Origin of the sequence: Clostridium sp. Marseille-Q2269, from assembly GCF_943736985.1 — a bacterium.
Classification (GTDB): Bacteria; Bacillota; Clostridia; order Clostridiales; family Clostridiaceae; genus Clostridium_F.
Genome location: NZ_CALSFS010000001.1, coordinates 608,372 through 626,472, shown reverse-complemented (window position 1 = coordinate 626,472; position 18,101 = coordinate 608,372). Strand labels below are relative to the sequence as shown.

Below are 18,101 nucleotides of genomic sequence, written 5' to 3'. Positions count from 1 at the left end.
ATTATATAATATTCAGACAATTTTGTCAAAAGTAAATTATTACATGTTCTTTATTGTAAAAAAATAATTAACCATAGTGTGATACGTAGGTTATCTTAAAGCCTAATCATAAAAGAATATATATATTTATAAAATATAGAGTAATTTGTAGATAATTATTATATAAAAGATTATAAAGATTTTTTAAAAGGAAATGCTTAAAAATAATTTAATAATACAAATATAAAATACAGTTAAAAGATATTTTATTTAAAAAATTATAAGGTTTATTTCACTAAATTTATTTTTAGGTAGTTTATTTAAATAGTCGAAAATATGGGAATATAGGGTTAAATATGCTATAATGTGTGTTGGTATAAAATTTTCGTATTAAGGAGGATAAAAATGAAAAAAATTATGAGTTTTTTAGTTACTTTTGCAATGGTTTTCTCTTTAGTAGGTTGTGGTAATAAACAAAAAAGTGAAAATAGTACAGAATCCAATACTAAAGATTGGAATTCTATAGTAGAGAAAAGTAAAGGAACTACTGTAACATTTTATGGATGGGGTGGTAGTGAACTTACGAACAAATGGATAGATAATTATTTAGCTAAAGACTTAAAACAAAAGTATAATATAACATTAAAAAGAGTACCTATGGAGATTGATGACATATTGAATAAAATGCTTGGAGAAAAACAAGCGGCAAAAGATAAAGGGAATATTGATGTAGTTTGGATAAATGGTGAAAACTTTTATACAGCAAAGAAAAATAATCTTTTATATGGACCATTTGTAGATAATATTCCTAATTATAAAAAATACATAGATAAGGATTCAAATGATGTAAAATATGATTTCGGAAAACCAGTAGAAGCATTTGAAGCTCCTTATGGGAAAGCACAATTTGTTATGGTATATGATGAAGAAAAAGTAACAAAAGTTCCCAAAGATCATAAGGAACTTTTAGAATTTGTAAAGGCTAATCCAGGAAAATTCACATATGCTGCACCACCGGATTTTACAGGAAGTGCATTTGTTAGAAATATAATATATGATATAGTGGGCTATGAAAAGCTTATGAAAATAAAACCAGAAAAGGCTCTTGTAGAAAAAGAAATAAAACCAGCTATAGATTACTTAAAACAAATAAAGCCTTATCTTTGGAATAAAGGAAAAACTTATCCAGCTAACATAGCTATGCTAGATAATATGTATGCAGATAAACAGATTATAAATACTATGAGCTATAATCCAAATTCAGTAACAGAGAAAATAGATAATGGAACTTTCCCTAAAAAAACACAAGTTTCAGTATTTAAAAATGGTACTATAGGAAATACACATTTTGTAGCAATACCATTTAATGCTCCTAATAAAGAAGGGGCAATGGTTACTATCAATGATATATTAAGTTTCGAAATGCAAAAATCTAAGTATGATCCTAAAGTATGGGGAGATTTACCTGTATTTGATAATAAAAAATTAAGTGAAGGTGAAAAGAAAGAAATAGAAAAAATAAAAGTTGGTTCTGGATCACTTCCACAAAGTCAGTTATTGCCACATAGATTGCCAGAATTACCAGCTGAATTAGTACCTATTATAGAAAAAATATGGCAAGAAAATATACCAGGAGATAAATAAAGTGAAACAAAAAATAAAACCTTATATATTATTGTTGCCAGTTACCATAATAATAGTTTCTATATTAGGAGTGGGGATAATAAGTTGCCTAAGCCAAAGCTTAGGCTATTTTCCTACAGTAGGATTAAATGAAATTACACTTAAATATTATAAAGAAGTATTATTATCTAGAGAATTTATAGAATCTCTAAAATTTAGTTTATCTACTTGTACTATATCTTGTTTAATAGCTGAATTTATAGGAGTCATTTTGGCATATATTATGTTTATGCATAAAGGAAAAAATAAAATTTTAGATATTATATATAAGATACCTATAATAATACCTCACACTGTGGCGGTGTTACTTATAATAAATATGTTATCTCAAAATGGAATATTAGCTAGGATATTATACAATGCTGGATTAATAAGTTCTAGAAATATTTTTCCTAATCTTATAATGGATAAATGGGGAATAGGGATAATAATAACTTATATATGGAAAGAAATACCGTTTGTTATATTGGTTATTTACGCTGTGTTAACTAATATAGATGAAAAAATATGGGTACTTTCAAGGACTTTGGGAGCTAATAGGAGACAAACTTTTGTTCATGTTATATTTCCTATGATTATTCCAACTGTTTTATCATCCTTTATAACAATTTTTGCATTCTCTTTTGGAGCCTTTGAAGTGCCTTATTTATTAGGTCCAACTACTCCAAAATCACTTCCAGTTAAGGCTTATATAGAATATTCTAATCCGGATTTAACCAATAGACCTTATGCTATGGTTATAAATAGTATACTTATAATTATATCTACATTTTTAATAGTATTATATAGAAAATCATTTCATATTTTCAAAAATAAAACTTTAGATAACAAATAGGAAAGGAAAATATTATAAATGAACAATAAAAAAAGAATCTATAATATTATAATGTATACCTTTGGATTTCTCTTTCTATTTCCCATAGTAATATTATGTCTATGGAGCTTAGCAAAGAGTTGGAGCTGGCCACTAGTTATACCAAATGAATTTGGATTAAGAGGATTAAAATATGCTTTAGATCCTAAATCAGAAAATTTGAATATTTTATTTAGAAGCATAGGTATATGCACAATAGTAACTTTTATAACTATAGTAATAAGTATTCCCGCAGCTAAGGCTCTGGGATTATATAAATTTAGAGGAAAAAACTTTATAAAGATATTAATATTTTCTCCTTTAATAGTACCAAGTGTTTCAGTTGCCTTAGGAATACATGTATCTTTTTTAAAATTAGGACTGGCTAATACTATATTAGGTGTAGTAATAATACACTTAATACCTTGTATTCCTTATGCAGTGCTTATACTTACAGATGTATTTGAGATAATAGGAGATAAGATGGAAAATCAAGCAAAAGTTTTAGGAGCCAATAAATATCAATGTTTTTTTTATGTAACATTGCCTATGATTTCATCAGGTATAGTATCAGCTATATTTATGACATTTATAATATCTTTTAGTCAATATTTTTTAACTTTTCTCATAGGGGGAGGACAGGTAATTACATATCCTATAGTTATGTTCCCTTTTATACAAAGTGGAGATAGAACTATAGCCTCTAGTTTTAGTATTATATTTATTATTTCATCATTAATATATTTATTAATTATAAATAAATGCATTAAATCTTATTATAAAATGGAAAATTTCTTAAATGTATAGAGGTATATATAAATGAAAGAAATAGAAGTAAAAGGAATAAAGAAAATATTTAATAACAAAACCGTATTGGATGATATAAATTTTTCTGTAGAAAAGGGAGAACTAATGTGTCTTTTAGGACCATCAGGTTGTGGCAAAAGTACTACATTAAATATAATAGCAGGATTATTACAAGAAGATGGTGGAGAAATTTTAATAAGTGGTAAAAATATAAAAAATACACCAGTGGAAAAAAGAGAAATTGTAATATTATTTCAAGAATATATGTTATTTCCTCATATAAATGTATATAAAAATATAGCTTTTGGACTTAATATGAGAAAAGAAAATAAGAACACAATAAAAGAAAAAGTAAATAATATATTAAAAATGTAAAGTTTAGAGGGATTAGAAAATAAATATCCCAAAGAGCTATCAGGGGGACAAAAACAAAGAGTAGCTATAGGAAGAGCACTTGCAATAGAACCTAAAGTTTTACTTTTAGATGAACCTTTTACCAGTTTAGATATTAATATCAAAAACTCCATAAGAGATTTGGTATTAAAAATACAAAAGCAATTAGAAATAACCACCATATTAGTTACTCATGATAAAGAAGAAGCTTTAATGATGGCTCACAATATAGCTTTAATGCTAGATGGGAAAATAATTCAGTATGGCACTCCAAAGGAAATATATGAAAGACCTAATTGTAAAAAAGCAGCTAATTTTTTTGGAGAAAGAAATTATTTTAAAGGTAGAGTTGTTAAAAATAGATTTTATTGTGATCTGGGAGAAATAGAAGTGAAAACTGAAAAACAAGGTGACCTAGAATTAATGATAAATCCAGAAAATATAAAAATACATGCAGATTCAATACCTAAAAGTCATATGGGAGAAATAATATCTTCCCAATATGCTGGAGATAGAATCTATTATACTATAAAATATAAAGATAAAAATGTAAAAGTAACAGATTATAATAACAATTTATTAAGTATAGGACAAAAGATATATTTTACAGTGGATTTTTCTAAAAGTATTTTAATTTATAATTCCAATTAAAAGGATTTGACTTAGTGAACAAGGTTTAATATAATTAAAAAACACCACTTGTTTTTTAATTTATATATTATGGAAAGCAAAAAGATTTTTTGAACTAACTTTTAACTTTTTATATATAATAAATAATGGAGTATAAATTACTATAGATAAGGTTGCAAAAAAATAGTAATGAAAGTATAATATAGATAACTCTTCTTATTGAATAATAAATATTGGAAGGGTTATTTTTTAATATTAAAGTAGAGTAAGTTACTAGGAAATAAATATTTTATTAAAAGAGGGGATATTGTGTTAAATTTTAAGAGATTGACTATTAAGGATAAGGAACTGTTTGAGAGTTATATAAAACCATATAATTTTTTAAACTGCGAGTATTCTTTCACAACTTTATATATTTGGAGAAAAGCTTTGGATATAAAATACACCATATATAAAGGAGCTCTTATTATTAAAAAAAAGGATTTTAAAGATGAATATCATTTTATGCAGCCTTTAGGTTATAATAAAGAAAATCTAAAAGATATAATAGAAACTTTATTAGATTATAAAAAAGAAAAGTGTATGAAAAATTTATTTGAAGATTTAAGACAGGATTTTGTTGAAGAATTGAAAAAATTATATAAAGATGAATCCATATATAGCAATATAGTTATAGAAGAGGATCGAGATAATTTTGATTATTTATATGAAAGTAAAAAACTTATAAGCTTATCGGGGAAAAAGCTTCATGGTAAAAAAAATCATTATAACTATTTTATTAAGAATTATGATTATTGCATAAAGGACTTTAAAGAAGAAGGAGTTATAGAAGATAGTTTAAGAATTGCAGAGCTATGGTATGAAAAGAATGATACAAAAGATAAACATTTATTGTATGAACTTCAAAGTATAAGAGATATGTGTTATAACATGGATGCTTTAGGATTAAAGGGAATGGCCATATATATAGATGGAGAAATAGCAGGATTTAGTATAGGAGAAAGATTTAGTGATGAAATGGCTATTATACACATAGAAAAGGCTAATAAGGATGTTAGAGGAGCGTATACCTTTGTAAATAAAGCATTTGTAGAAAACTACTTTAGTGATGTGCCTATAATAAATAGAGAACAAGATCTGGGATTGGAAGGTTTAAGAAAAGCTAAACTATCTTATTATCCTTTAGATTTTGAAAAAAAATATACAATGAATTTACCTTGTAAATGTAATGAGAGACAAAAAGATCAAAGAAATATTATATAAAAATTCAAAAAGGAATGGTGCTTATGATTATAGAGCCTCTTTTAAATGGAAAGGAACTAAAGCTTACAGCTATTGAAAAAGAAGATATAGAAACCATAGCTTCTTGGTATAGAGATGTGAATTTTTTAAGATATTATGATATGGTATCTGCTTTTCCTAAAAATAAAGAGCAAGTAGAGAATATTATAAAAGATGCCTATAAAACACAGTGCGGTTATATATTTGCTATAAGAAATATAAAAGATGATAAAATAATAGGTGTAACAGGACTTGAAGACATATTGTGGAATAACGGAACTGCTATTTTTTATATAGGATTTGGAGCAGAAGAAGCTAGAGGTAAAGGATATGGAAGTCAGGTTATGGAATTAATTTTAGATTTTGCTTTTAAAGAGCTAAATCTTCATAGAATACATTTAACTGTTTTGGAGTATAATCACAGAGCTATAAGGCTCTATGAAAAAATGGGTTTTAAAAGAGAAGGTGTATATAGAGAATTTATCCATAGAGATGGTAAAAGATATGATCTTTATATGTACGGAATTTTAAGAAGAGAATGGGAAAGCTTGAGGTAGTATATTACTATGGAAAATATAAATAATATGAGTTATGTACAGAATATAATAAGAGAAAACTCTATGGTATTAATATATTTCTCATCAAATGATAAATGTAGTGTTTGTACTATACTTAAAGATAAGATAATCACTATTGCAAAAAAATATAATATAAAAGCTTTTCATATAAATATAGATACTCTTCAAGATGTATCTGGGGAATATAATGTATTCACTGTTCCAACTACTTTATTTTATATAGATGGAAAAGAAGTGTTAAGGGAAGGCAGATATATAAGTCTTGTAGAATTTGAACAAAGAATAAAAAGATATTATAATTTATATAATTAGTAGCCTAAATAGGTTACTAATTTTTTAGGGGGAGATTTTATGTGGGCTATATTATTATTTTTATTTATAGGAATTATAATAGGATATTTCAAACAATTTTCAGAAAAATCTAAAAATATAAATAGTATTTTACAACAAATAGGTGTACTTGTTAAAATCATCATTGACAATAGTATCATTTATTAATAGATTAATATTATCTACACTGATTAGCGATATAAGTTATGATTAAATTTAAAAGAGCTACTAGTAGCATTACCGATAGCTCTTTTAAATTTAATTATTATTTTTTGTTACCACTTTTAATTAATTTCTGTATTAAATTTCCTATTGTATCAGATATAACACCTCTACCACCTAGCAATTTTAAATTTTTTATAGATTGATTTTGTAAGAAGTTTTTGCTTGATTGAGAAATAGGATCATTAATCAGTACTACTGGAGAACTTGATTTTGCTGCAAATGAAGAGCCAGATAAAGCATCGGCAAAACAATTTCCAGATGCTACAAATAAAGTATCTTCATCTAACTCAGATTTAAATTCATTTAATATCTTAATATTTGTTTCATATCTATCTTTTCCCCCTAATCTTTTAGCATTAGGAAGAATGGAAGCAACTTTATTACTTACAACACCAGTATCTCCAATAACATAAGACCTAGATATGCTTTTCTTTTTTAATATTGATTGTGTTTCGTTAGGTAAAGAATTTTTAGTGGTCAATAAAATTGGCATTTTATTTTTAGCTGCTATGGAAGCTATAGATAAGGCATCAGCAAAACCTTCCCCAGAAGCTAATACAACACCGTTTTCAATTCCTATAATATTAGCAATTTTTGATGATGTTTCATATCTATTTTGGCCTCCTATACGGTTAACTTTTATTCCAAGATCAGTTAATTGTTTTTGTATATTAGCGGAAACAACACCAGTACCACCAATAATAGTTACATCAGATACTTTTAGGTCTTTTAATATTTGTATGGAATCATGTCTTAAACTATTCTTTTCTGTTAATAAAATTGGAGCATTCTTACTTCTTGCTAGAGGTGTAGCAGATAAAGCATCAGCGAAATCTTCTCCAGAAGCTATAACAGCAGAACTAGCTTTTTGCCAACCGTTTTTAACTACAGATGATGAAGTTTCGTATCTATCATATCCACCAAGTCTTTCTAAATTAACACTAGAATTTTTCACGGGAACTGTTTGATTAATATCAATATTTTTTCCCTCAAATATTAAAACTTCAAATGGTTTTAAGGTTATAGTTTGAGAAGAACCGTGAGGTATTACTAATTGCTTATACTGGTTATCTCTTTCATTAAACACATAAGTCTTAGCTTGTTGAGAAGGTAGATTAAATACTTTCTCTGGATTAATAGTGAAGGTCTTTTGTGTTGCAGAAGGATTTCTTAAAGATAAAATAGCTTTATCTTTTGACCAGGAAGCAAAACCATAAACTTCTCCTTTATCAGGTTCTCCACCAACCCATTGATTATCAGATAAAAGGCTAAAGTTAGATTGGGCCCATTTTATGTTTTTAGCTAAGTTGTCCCAAATGAAGTTTTTCTAATCATTATTTAATCCATCCATTTGATCTTTTTGAATATGAAGTTCTTCTAAAGACCCACCTAAAGCAAATAACATTTTCATATCATTTAATATAGAGTTTTTTACGTCAGCATTAGTTAAATCATTATTAAATACATAGTTAGAATATGTTGAATAAGTAAAACCATGGGTCATTAGTTCGTTGATAGTCATAAATGGATTTTCAATGGCATTATGTTTGCGAATAGCAGAGTCTCTATAGGTAATCCATCTTTCCCTGTCATCAAAACCTTTACTATCTTTATTGCCTGGATATTTACTTTCTCCAGATAGTCCTTGATCTTCTTCATCTCTCCATACACTATCACAGTACCATAACCAATAAGGAGATGCCCATGTACCTACAGTGCAGTATATATACACATCAGGACTTACTGTTCTAAGTTCTGAAAGTAAGTTTAACAAGCTTTCATACTCTTTTAAGTATGAATTAGGAGCGCCGTTTTGTCTAAGACCAACTCCAACACCATCAAATTTAAATGCATTAACTCCCTGATTTTTTATCATATTTATAGTTTGATCGCGGAATCTATTAAAATATCTTTCATCTCCAAGGGTAAAGCCAGAAGATGTTATTTGATAATTTTGTATATTTGCATTTATTCTTCTCTCTTGACCACTGTATCCTCCGAATGGGGACATCCATACTCCTAAGTTTCCACTGTATTCATTGGCAGTGTTTTTTAATTCTTTAAATTCATTAGGTAAAGATTTGTGATTAAAACTCCAAACAGGGTTTCCATCTACATTATCCCAGCCATCATCTATTTGGTAAAAGTTAACCTTTACACCTCTGTCTTTTAAATTTTTACCATACATATTTATGTTAGCGTTAAGCTGAGCTTCAGTTGGTGGATTAGCATAATCATTTGAACGGAAAGTCCACCAAAGTATTATACATAAGTTGAGGTCTTCTATAATGCATTCTTTCACGCTCTAAGTAGTATCTAAATGCTCTTTTAATTTGTCCAGAAGGGGAAACACCAATGCCTGTAGTAAATGATCTAGATTCATTAGTTTTTATAGGTATTGCAGTAGGAATACTTATTTCTGCATTATTTCCAGAAACATTAATTTTTGAAAGTGGATTTTCTAAACCTACAAAAATATCTTTAGCTGTTACCGGTGACCCATCATCAGTACCATCTTTTACTGGAGTAGCACCAGAAGTGTTTATTGTATAATCTACTAATTTGATAGAATTAGCATCTAATGTTCCAGAGGTACATTTTATTATGAATTCTTGTTTTATATTATTTGAATTATTTCTTAATATTACATTCCATTCTAAATCAAAGGATATTCCATTTTTTGAGTAGGTAAATGTAGTAGAAACCTTTTTACCAGAATCTCTATCGGAAAGTCTTATAGAATCAGGTTGCTCTTTTAAATTTATTAATTTAGATTTGTTTTTAATAGTCATGTCACCTTGTGAAATTGTTGTGCTAGCATTAAGAGCTATTGAAAATAATTTATTAATTTTTATATTGTAGTTTTCATTAGTCAATTTATTTTTGAAATAGTCCATTCCATATAATCCATTAGCATCTTTAGAAAAGTTTATTTTTAAGCCTCTGTTTTCTAAAGCAAATCGATTTTCATTGACTGATGCTAAAGCTTCTCCAGGAGAAATCGTACCAGGAAATTTTATTGAAGAAGGGCTAGTATTGCTTTGAGGGCCATTTCCCGTTGATATAGTTGTTGTAAGTGGAGAATCAAAGGCTTTAACAGTATTTATAAAACCTGAGAAAGAAGATTGTAGCATTACAGAAAGAACTACAGTACATATAGCCTTTTTGTATGCAGAAGACCTTTTAAACATAATGAATACCTCCTAAGATAATTAGTTTTAATTTGAGTACAGTATAATGACGTCATAAGGTAATTATCAATTGTTATAAAGTAATATATACGGATATTTATAAAAACACTATTTTAAATTTAGAGAGAGTAAAATTAATTTAATTTTGTTAAAGTTAACATAAATATTTCTATATATAATAACATTATAACGTAATTACCAGTGTGGGGATAAATTGGATTTAAATTTATTACAAGGTTTACATTCACAAAAAGTCAATAAAAAATTTTAGAAAATTTAATAAAAACAAAATATTTATAATATTCTTTTTATATTATGTGATATAAAAAGATTTATTTGATATACTTTCTTTCAGTTATAAATTTATGAGTTAATGTTGGAACTTACCTAGGGTAATGATTTATAATTATATTAAAATATTTGATTTTGAGGTGGCTATATGATAAAACTTGAATATATGGAAAAGGAAGATTTAAGTAAAATTGTAGAGTGGAATAAAAATAAGTCTGCTGATTATTTGCTGCAGTGGGCAGGAAGTAGTTATGAATATCCTTTGACACTTAAGCAAATTGAGAATTATTATTTTAATTATGTAAAAAAAGAAAACTCCAATATTTTTCTTTATAAAATATTAATGAGTGATACAAATAAAATAATTGGTACTATTGAGTTAAGAGAAATAGATAAATATAATAAGATAGGCAAAGTGTGCAGATTTTTGATTGGAGAAGAAGAATGTAGAGGTAAAGGTATTGGCACAGAAGTCCTAAGACAAATATTGAAAAATGGATTTGAAGACTTTAAATTTGAAAAAATAATGCTTGGGGTATTTGATTTTAATCATAGAGCTATTGGATGCTATGAAAAAGTGGGGTTTATAAAAGAAAAACTTTTAAAAAATTTGTGTAAATCTTTCGTAGATTATTGGAATTTATATGAAATGTCTATTTCAAAAGCTCATTGGAAAAATAAAAAAATATAGATATGTGGTATGAAAAGCACTCAAATAAACTGAGTTACTTTTCATACTTTCATATGTATCAGTAAGGTATACAAGACTTTACTTGTTTTTAGGAGTGTTATTTACTTATATGTATCCATCTATTCCTCGTACAGATATTTCTCCGGAAATTAATGGTTTTATTTTCCCGTCTTCAAATTGAACTAAAAGTTCACCATTAGAGTTTAAGCCTACAGCTTTTCCAAATCGTTCTTTGTTTCTAGTTATTATTCTAATTTCTTTTCCTATTAGTATAGAGTTGTCCTTACATATTTGTATAGATGTAGCTATATTATTATGTTCTATAAGTTCTGTATATAGTTCTTCAAAGTTATTTATTATATCTGCAACTAGAACATTTCTTTTAAGTTCTCTGCCTGTTTCTATTTTTAAAGATGAGGCTTTGAAAAGTAAGTCTTTTGGTAAATCTTCTTTATCAGAATTTACATTTACCCCCATACCGATTACTACATAGTTTATCTTACTTATTTCTCCACTCATTTCAGTTAAGATACCACAGATTTTTTTATCTTTTACTATGATATCATTAGGCCATTTTATATAAGATTTGATATTATTATTGTTTAGTGCCGTTACTACTGCAGCAGCAGCTACTTGAGTTATTTTAGGAACATCTAGTGTATTTATGTCAGGTTTTAATATGATAGACATATATATACCTTTAAATTTAGAAGATGACCAAGTTCTTCCTAATCGTCCTTTACCTAGAGTTTGCTCCTCGGATATTATTACAGTTCCATCCTTTTCAGAGGATGCTATTTTTTTTGCTTTATCATTAGTAGAATTAATAGAATCAAAATGCATAATATTATGGCCTATAAATTTAGTTTTTAATAACCCTGTAATTTCTTCAAAGGTTAAAATATCGGGAGAAGAAATTAATCTATAGCCTTTTTTTGATGCGGATTCTATATTATAACCTTCTTTTTTTAGTGCATTTATATATTTCCAGATTGCTGTTCTTGAAACACCTAATTTATCACTAATATATTGTCCGGATATAAACGTATGAGAACTGTTTTTTAATATGTTTATTATGGCTTCTTTCAAAAGACTTGCCTCCTTAGTTTATATATAAGAATTTCTTTATTATATTATACTACATAAAATATGTATAATATAATATTTTACATTTAAATTGTTTTATTATAAATGTTTTAGAAAATTAAGAAAAAAATTTATTGATTTATTAAATTTTAATGAATATAGTATTATTATATAGGATTTTTTTATTATATATCGAAATCTTATAAAGATACTTTTATAATACTTTAAAGGGGGGAATATATTTCTTATATAAAAATCCAATTATAGGAAGGAATATATAATGAATATAGCGTTTTTTCTTACACCTAAATTAGATGTAATTTATGAAAATGAAAATAGTACAATGAGAAAAGCTCTAGAAAGAATGGAATATCATAGATATACAGCTATTCCACTGATAGATGATCAGGGTAAATATGTAGGAACTTTAACTGAAGGGGATTTGTTATGGAAGATTAAAAATACTCCAAGTTTAAAGTTTAATGATACCAATAAAATAAATTTAAAGGATGTTCCTAGATATACATACAATAAACCTGCTCATATTGATGCTGAAATAGAGGATTTAATATCTTTATCAATAAATCAGAATTTTGTACCTGTAGTAGATGATAATTACATATTCATAGGAATAATAAAAAGAAGTCAAATTATAAATTATTGTTATGATTTTATTAAGGGCAAGAAATATAATAATAAATAAATATTATAATAGAAGAAGGCAAGAGTTAAAAGCTCTTGTCTTTAATTTTTTAGATAATTAATAAATTAGAAACAAAATGTTAATTAATTTTAAATTTTAAAGGATATAAAAGGAAAATTATAGAAAAAGTTGAATTATATATATATAGTATTAAGGTTATGGATATATTAAAAGGAGAGTGGAGAAATGGAAAGTATAAATACTGGTATTATTAGAGGAGAGCAGGAATTTATTACACGATTTTTATCCATAAAGTGCATATTAATAACCGTAGTAATTATTTGTATTTATTTATATTGTTTTAAGAGAGATTTGAAATCTTTATGTATTCTTAACGTTGGAATGATAGAGGGTATAGCGCTTAATAATATTTTATGGGGAATATCCAGTAAAAATATGAAAAAATACAAATGTAAACTTAATAATGAATATAACAATAGAACCAAAATATATAAAAGTCTTATTAATAATATAATTTCACCTATAATATTATTAAAGGATGAAAAAATCTACTTTATGAATGATGAGGCTAAAAAATTTATAAAAATTAAAGATGATATAAATTTTAATAATATAAATATATATGATTATTTAGAAGAAAAATTTTATAAAGATGGACTATTAAAATTAGATAATGTTAAAAAATATAACCAAAATTCTAATGGAGTTAGCTATAGAAATGAAAAGATTATGCTGAAAAATGGCAAAACATTACAAATAGATGTGAAATGCTTTCCTTTAAGATTAAATGATGAAGATTTTATATGTATATCTGTAAAAAATAATTCCTTATTAGAAGAAAATAAAAGACTATATGAAGAATTAGAAAAAAATAAAATGGAACATAGAGAAAGAGCTGAATTTTATGCTAATATATCTCATGATTTAAAAACACCTATAAATATTATATATTCAGCTATTCAAGTTATGAATATGGCTTTAAATAATAAAAGAATAGAGACTATTGAAAAATACATTGGAGTAATAAAACAAAATTGTTACAGGCTCTTAAGACTTGTAAATAATATAGTTAATACTAATAAGATTGAATCAGGTTGTTGTAAGATAAAATTAAGCAATAATAATATAGTAAATTTAGTTGAAGATATAGTTACATCTGTTTCTTCATATGTAGAAAATAATGATATGGATATAATATTTGATACAGATGTGGAAGAAAAAATTATAGCTTGTGATAAAGATATGATAGAAAGGGTTGTGCTAAATCTTATATCTAACGCAGTTAAGTATAAAAAGGATGGAAGAGGAAATATTCAAGTTAATGTACAAGATAAGCAAGACAAGGTTCTTGTTTCTGTTAAAGATAATGGTATAGGAATACCAGAAAATATACAAGAGAATGTATTTAATAGATTTGTGCAATCAAATAAAAAAGAATATGATTTAACCACTTGTAGTAGTGGCATAGGTCTTGCACTGGTTAAGTCAATAATTGATATGCATGAAGGGAATATTGATATGTATAGCAAAGAAAATAAGGGAACAGAAATAATATTTGAGCTTCCATCTAAAAAGGTAAAAGAAAATGAGAATTCTAAGGAAATATATGCTAAAAATATAGGGCAAAATGTAAAGATTGAATTTCCAGAAATATATGATAGTGCCATGTAGACAAAAGGGATAACGTTTATAATAAACAGTATAAACATTATTTGATTCTAATAATGCTTATACTGCTTTTATTATGTTTTAACTAAAGTATAATTTAATTTGATATTAAGATATAATTATATATTTACCTATTTTTATTTTTTTCTTTAGTTATTTTATTTTTTCCCTCTTCAGAAATTATAGGTGTTTGATAATTACATTTTTCCATTCTAGCTTTTTTGTTATCAGGCTGACTATCTTTAGGCATATAAATCTCTCCTTTTGTAATTTATTAAGTTCTTTTGCAACTTACATATAGTTTACCAATAAATATTTAATATATTTCAGTATAAAAAGAACTTGTATGTGTAATATACTTATTTTTTACATAAATAATATTTTATATTACTTAAAATATTAAGATTTCTTACGAAAAGTATATAAACAAATATAATGAAGCATTTACAGTGCAATAATAAGATTTAATTTATATTTATTGATTTTTTATAGGAGGATAGAAATGATAAAAAAAAATAATAGATTTAACATTATATTTTTAAATATGAGTTTAATTATAGTAGTATTAACTATGTTAAAAGTATATATGAATATAAAATAATTTATAACTTAAAAAAATTACTCATAATTTTAATTTATACAGTGGCTTGTGTTAAAACATGAAAAAATAAAACACTTTTAAATGGAAATTAAAAAAAATTATAAATAATTAAGCAAAATGATGTTATTTTTATAACAAAATTCATTTGTATATTATGATTTTTATGGTAATATATATTTATAGATTATTTATTTAAAGGTTTACAACAGCTAAGAGTATAAATTTAGAGGTGAGTTATATGAGTAAGAATTTAGCAATAGCTTTTATAGGAAATAATATTTTTTATCACTTAGGTGTGATTAAAGCTATAGACCAATATAGTATGTATAATAAATTCAATGCTGTATCAGGAATAGGATTAGGATCATTAAGTGCTATAATGTTTGCAAAAGAAAACTATAAGTTATTTAAAGAGTTAAGTACATTAATTAATAATACAAAAAGGACATACATTGAAGAAAATGAAATTTATAACATATTGAATATGCATATTTTAGATAAAAGTTTAAATGAAAAAATTTATATATGGAGCAAAAAGATTTCTAAAGAAGGTATGATAAATTGGAGCGATATGCTTAAAATTATAAATCACAAATATATAAGTATAGATAATAGTCATTTTAGGATGAATTGTTATTTAGTTTGTTATGAGTTACCTTTTATGAAAAAATCAGTATTTAAATTGAATGAGTGTGATAATGATTATATACACAAAGTTATATTAAATTCTGTAGCAGAACCCATAATATTTAATAACAAAGTTAAGAGCAAGTCATTTATAACAGGAGATATAAATACTAAACTATCAATAGAAGCATTAAAAGATAATAATTATAAAAGTATATTGATAGTTGATTCTGATAATATGAAGATAGAATATAAAAGTGAACACTTAAAAGATCTTTATGTGGGTAATTTTAATAATAAAATTATATGTGATACATCAGAAAAGTATATAGAAAGAGCATATGAAGATGGGATAAACATTATAAAAAATACTTTGAGAAATACAGCTTAAATAAAAATTTTATTATTTTGAAAAGGCTGCTAAGTAATGACTTAGTAGCTTTTTTATATTAAATAATATTAACCAAAACATAAATATTACATAATAATGAACTAAGAGAGTTTTATTATACCTAAAATAAAAAATATTCTTAAATTAGGGAATAAAAGATTTTTATGATATAATGTATAAGTTAAACAAATAAGGTTTAGGCACAAAAATAATTAATTAAGAAAGGTTGGTGGTAATTGTGGAATCTGGACCTTATGAACCAACATCGGAACATAATACAATAAATAGCAAGTACCATAGTTACGAAGCCTTTCTATTTAGTTTAGGCCTAAATTTCATGAGAAAACTAATAAAGTCATAATGAGTATTATATTTTTGAAATAGTTATTTTAATTATATAGTGGTTATTAATGCGGACTGTGTTTCAGGACTAATATTAATTTAATATAGAAGGTTTTGTTTGTGGTACCTAAAGGAGGAACCACGATGGAAACAATATTAGAACTTATAAATGAAAGAAAATACTCAGAAGCTAGAAATGAGCTTTTAAAACTGAATAATGTAGATATAGCTAATTTATTAGAAGAACTAGACAATAAAAATATGCTAGTTTTGTTTAGGTTATTACCTAAAGATATAGAAACAGATGTATTTTCTTATATGTCTAATGATATGCAACAATATATAATACAATCTATAACTCATGAAGAAATGACTAGTATATTAGATCAATTATATTTTGATGATGTTATTGATTTATTAGAAGAAATGCCTGCTAATATAGTTAAAAAAATTTTATTAAATACAGACGAGAAAAAAAGAAAACTTATAAATCAGTTTTTAAAATATAAAGAAGATTCAGCTGGAAGTATAATGACCATAGAGTTTGTAGATTTAAAGAAAGAAATGACTGTAGAAGAATCTATAGAACGTATAAGAAAAACTGGTGTGGATAAGCAAACTATAAATACTTGTTATGTTATTGATAAAGATAGAAAATTAGATGGTATTATATCTATAAGAAGGCTCATATTAAGTAATAAAGATGTATTAATAAAGGATATTATGAAAGAAAATTATGTTTCCATAAATACCTTTGATGATCAAGAATATGTGGCAGCACAATTTAAAAAATATGACTTAGTTTCTATGCCTGTAGTTGATAAGGAACATAGATTAGTTGGGATAATAACTATAGACGATATAGTAGATATAATAGACCAAGAAAACACAGAGGATTTTCATAAGATGGCAGCTATGGAGCCTTCAGAAGATGAATATTTAAAAACAGGGGTTTTTGAATTAGCAAAACATAGAATACTTTGGTTATTAGTACTTATGATATCAGCTACATTTACAGGAAGCATTATTAGAAAATCTGAAGATGTACTTCAATCTGTAGTTATACTGGCATCCTTTATACCAATGCTTATGGATACTGGTGGAAATTCAGGTTCACAATCTTCCACTTTAGTTATAAGAGGATTAGCTTTAGGAGAAATAAAGCTTAAAGATATATTTAAAGTTATGTGGAAAGAATTTCAGGTAAGCGTAATTGTAGGTATAGTTTTATCAGTAGTTAATTTTTTAAGAGTATATTTTATAGAAAAAGTAAATTTTATGGTATCTTTAACTGTATGTATAAGTTTATTTTTTACAGTAGTATTGGCAAAAGTTGTAGGCGGTATATTACCTATAGTTGCTAAGAAGTTAAAACTAGATCCGGCAATAATGGCTAGTCCGTTGATAACAACCATAGTAGATGCAGTAGCACTTTTGATTTACTTTGGCATAGCTAAATTGTTACTTGGAATATAATAAAAAAACTAATAATAATTTTCATCTGAAGATTATTATATATGAATAAAAATAAGCATGTGCATGTTTAATCCTTAAACATACATATGCTTATTTGATTTTTGTTTATCTATAGGAAGTTATTTTATAATAAAATCCAAAAAAATGTTATAATATTTTAAAATTTATAAACAATCATATTGATTTAAAGTAATAAGTGCTGATTAAGGTAGATTAGCACGTTAGAGAAGATATCAAGTCATTATTTAATTGTAATATTATATAAATATATTATATAAAATTACAGTATATTATTTATTTATAAAATTCTATAA

The 18,101-nt window shown here is 25.6% G+C and carries 18 protein-coding genes and 1 pseudogene; 14 read left to right on the top strand and 5 right to left on the bottom strand.

What is annotated here, in order from left to right; genetic code table 11:
* The first annotated feature begins 384 nt into the window (after positions 1–384).
* The 9 genes and pseudogenes from NGI68_RS02780 to NGI68_RS02740 all read left to right on the top strand — a co-directional run bounded on the left by NGI68_RS02780 (position 385) and on the right by NGI68_RS02740 (position 6,702).
* Positions 385–1,623 carry an ABC transporter substrate-binding protein gene (locus tag NGI68_RS02780; protein WP_251859958.1) on the top strand — a complete coding sequence of 413 codons (1,239 nt, stop codon included), beginning with the start codon at positions 385–387 and terminating at the stop codon, positions 1,621–1,623.
* 1 nt (position 1,624) lies between these two features.
* A complete protein-coding gene (locus NGI68_RS02775) occupies positions 1,625–2,497 on the top strand; it encodes an ABC transporter permease (protein WP_251859957.1) in 873 nt (290 codons plus the stop codon).
* Positions 2,498–2,515: 18 nt separating this feature from the next.
* Positions 2,516–3,322, top strand: coding sequence for an ABC transporter permease (locus NGI68_RS02770; RefSeq protein WP_251859956.1), 807 nt, complete (start codon positions 2,516–2,518; stop codon positions 3,320–3,322).
* Between the two features lie 12 nt (positions 3,323–3,334).
* A pseudogene (locus NGI68_RS02765) lies at positions 3,335–3,805 on the top strand (ABC transporter ATP-binding protein); the annotation flags it as partial.
* 51 nt (positions 3,806–3,856) lie between these two features.
* Entirely contained in the window at positions 3,857–4,366 is a 510-nt protein-coding gene (locus NGI68_RS02760; protein ID WP_251860203.1) for an ATP-binding cassette domain-containing protein, read from the top strand.
* A 288-nt stretch (positions 4,367–4,654) separates the two neighbouring features.
* The gene (locus NGI68_RS02755) at positions 4,655–5,608 is read left to right on the top strand and encodes a DUF2156 domain-containing protein (RefSeq protein ID WP_251859955.1); all 954 of its coding nucleotides are present in this window, start codon (positions 4,655–4,657) and stop codon (positions 5,606–5,608) included.
* A 23-nt stretch (positions 5,609–5,631) separates the two neighbouring features.
* On the top strand, positions 5,632–6,183 hold the full coding sequence (locus tag NGI68_RS02750; protein WP_251859954.1) for a GNAT family N-acetyltransferase: 552 nt from the start codon (positions 5,632–5,634) through the stop codon (positions 6,181–6,183).
* A gap of 9 nt (positions 6,184–6,192) precedes the next feature.
* Complete coding sequence (locus tag NGI68_RS02745; protein WP_251859953.1) at positions 6,193–6,516, top strand: thioredoxin family protein; 324 nt, start codon at positions 6,193–6,195, stop codon at positions 6,514–6,516.
* A gap of 39 nt (positions 6,517–6,555) precedes the next feature.
* Positions 6,556–6,702: a hypothetical protein gene (locus tag NGI68_RS02740; protein ID WP_251859952.1), complete on the top strand. Its 147-nt coding sequence runs from the start codon at positions 6,556–6,558 to the stop codon at positions 6,700–6,702.
* A 97-nt stretch (positions 6,703–6,799) separates the two neighbouring features.
* Here NGI68_RS02740 and NGI68_RS02735 read toward each other — a convergent pair whose 3' ends face one another.
* From NGI68_RS02735 to NGI68_RS02725, 3 genes are all read right to left on the bottom strand, one after another.
* Entirely contained in the window at positions 6,800–7,846 is a 1,047-nt protein-coding gene (locus NGI68_RS02735) for a cell wall-binding repeat-containing protein (protein WP_251859951.1), read from the bottom strand.
* A gap of 240 nt (positions 7,847–8,086) precedes the next feature.
* Positions 8,087–9,061 (bottom strand): hypothetical protein, encoded by a 975-nt coding sequence (locus tag NGI68_RS02730; protein WP_251859950.1) that lies wholly within the window; start codon positions 9,059–9,061, stop codon positions 8,087–8,089.
* Entirely contained in the window at positions 8,994–9,950 is a 957-nt protein-coding gene (locus tag NGI68_RS02725) for a hypothetical protein (protein ID WP_251859949.1), read from the bottom strand. Before NGI68_RS02725 ends, NGI68_RS02730 begins: the two co-directional genes overlap by 68 nt.
* A gap of 439 nt (positions 9,951–10,389) precedes the next feature.
* Between NGI68_RS02725 and NGI68_RS02720 the strand changes: the two genes are divergently transcribed.
* Positions 10,390–10,932: a GNAT family N-acetyltransferase gene (locus tag NGI68_RS02720; protein ID WP_251859948.1), complete on the top strand. Its 543-nt coding sequence runs from the start codon at positions 10,390–10,392 to the stop codon at positions 10,930–10,932.
* A 105-nt stretch (positions 10,933–11,037) separates the two neighbouring features.
* On the opposite strand, the gene NGI68_RS02715 is transcribed toward NGI68_RS02720, so the two are convergent.
* A complete protein-coding gene (locus tag NGI68_RS02715; protein WP_251859947.1) occupies positions 11,038–12,021 on the bottom strand; it encodes a biotin--[acetyl-CoA-carboxylase] ligase in 984 nt (327 codons plus the stop codon).
* Positions 12,022–12,298: 277 nt separating this feature from the next.
* On the opposite strand from NGI68_RS02715, the gene NGI68_RS02710 reads away from it, so the two are divergent.
* Together NGI68_RS02710 and NGI68_RS02705 are read left to right on the top strand one after the other, a co-directional pair.
* Positions 12,299–12,721: a CBS domain-containing protein gene (locus NGI68_RS02710; RefSeq protein WP_251859946.1), complete on the top strand. Its 423-nt coding sequence runs from the start codon at positions 12,299–12,301 to the stop codon at positions 12,719–12,721.
* Positions 12,722–12,907: 186 nt separating this feature from the next.
* Positions 12,908–14,353, top strand: a complete 1,446-nt coding sequence (locus NGI68_RS02705) for a sensor histidine kinase (RefSeq protein ID WP_251859945.1) — start codon at positions 12,908–12,910, stop codon at positions 14,351–14,353.
* A 124-nt stretch (positions 14,354–14,477) separates the two neighbouring features.
* Here the strand turns inward: NGI68_RS02705 and NGI68_RS16910 are convergent, their stop codons facing one another.
* Positions 14,478–14,600 (bottom strand): hypothetical protein, encoded by a 123-nt coding sequence (locus tag NGI68_RS16910; RefSeq protein ID WP_286010068.1) that lies wholly within the window; start codon positions 14,598–14,600, stop codon positions 14,478–14,480.
* Positions 14,601–15,189: 589 nt separating this feature from the next.
* Between NGI68_RS16910 and NGI68_RS02700 the strand changes: the two genes are divergently transcribed.
* On the top strand, positions 15,190–15,969 hold the full coding sequence (locus NGI68_RS02700) for a patatin-like phospholipase domain-containing protein (protein ID WP_251859944.1): 780 nt from the start codon (positions 15,190–15,192) through the stop codon (positions 15,967–15,969).
* A 486-nt stretch (positions 15,970–16,455) separates the two neighbouring features.
* Positions 16,456–17,787, top strand: a complete 1,332-nt coding sequence (mgtE, locus tag NGI68_RS02695; RefSeq protein ID WP_251859943.1) for a magnesium transporter — start codon at positions 16,456–16,458, stop codon at positions 17,785–17,787.
* Positions 17,788–18,101 lie beyond the last annotated feature (314 nt).

Coding starts and splice junctions, on each gene's coding strand:
- NGI68_RS02780 (WP_251859958.1), top strand. CDS start 385: ATGAAAAAAATTATGAGTTTTTTAGTTACTTTTGCAATGGTTTTCTCT.
- NGI68_RS02770 (WP_251859956.1), top strand. CDS start 2,516: ATGAACAATAAAAAAAGAATCTATAATATTATAATGTATACCTTTGGA.
- NGI68_RS02750 (WP_251859954.1), top strand. CDS start 5,632: ATGATTATAGAGCCTCTTTTAAATGGAAAGGAACTAAAGCTTACAGCT.
- NGI68_RS02745 (WP_251859953.1), top strand. CDS start 6,193: ATGGAAAATATAAATAATATGAGTTATGTACAGAATATAATAAGAGAA.
- NGI68_RS02740 (WP_251859952.1), top strand. CDS start 6,556: ATGTGGGCTATATTATTATTTTTATTTATAGGAATTATAATAGGATAT.
- NGI68_RS02725 (WP_251859949.1), bottom strand. CDS start 9,950: ATGTTTAAAAGGTCTTCTGCATACAAAAAGGCTATATGTACTGTAGTT.
- NGI68_RS02720 (WP_251859948.1), top strand. CDS start 10,390: ATGATAAAACTTGAATATATGGAAAAGGAAGATTTAAGTAAAATTGTA.
- NGI68_RS02710 (WP_251859946.1), top strand. CDS start 12,299: ATGAATATAGCGTTTTTTCTTACACCTAAATTAGATGTAATTTATGAA.
- NGI68_RS02705 (WP_251859945.1), top strand. CDS start 12,908: ATGGAAAGTATAAATACTGGTATTATTAGAGGAGAGCAGGAATTTATT.
- NGI68_RS16910 (WP_286010068.1), bottom strand. CDS start 14,600: ATGCCTAAAGATAGTCAGCCTGATAACAAAAAAGCTAGAATGGAAAAA.
- NGI68_RS02700 (WP_251859944.1), top strand. CDS start 15,190: ATGAGTAAGAATTTAGCAATAGCTTTTATAGGAAATAATATTTTTTAT.
- mgtE (WP_251859943.1), top strand. CDS start 16,456: ATGGAAACAATATTAGAACTTATAAATGAAAGAAAATACTCAGAAGCT.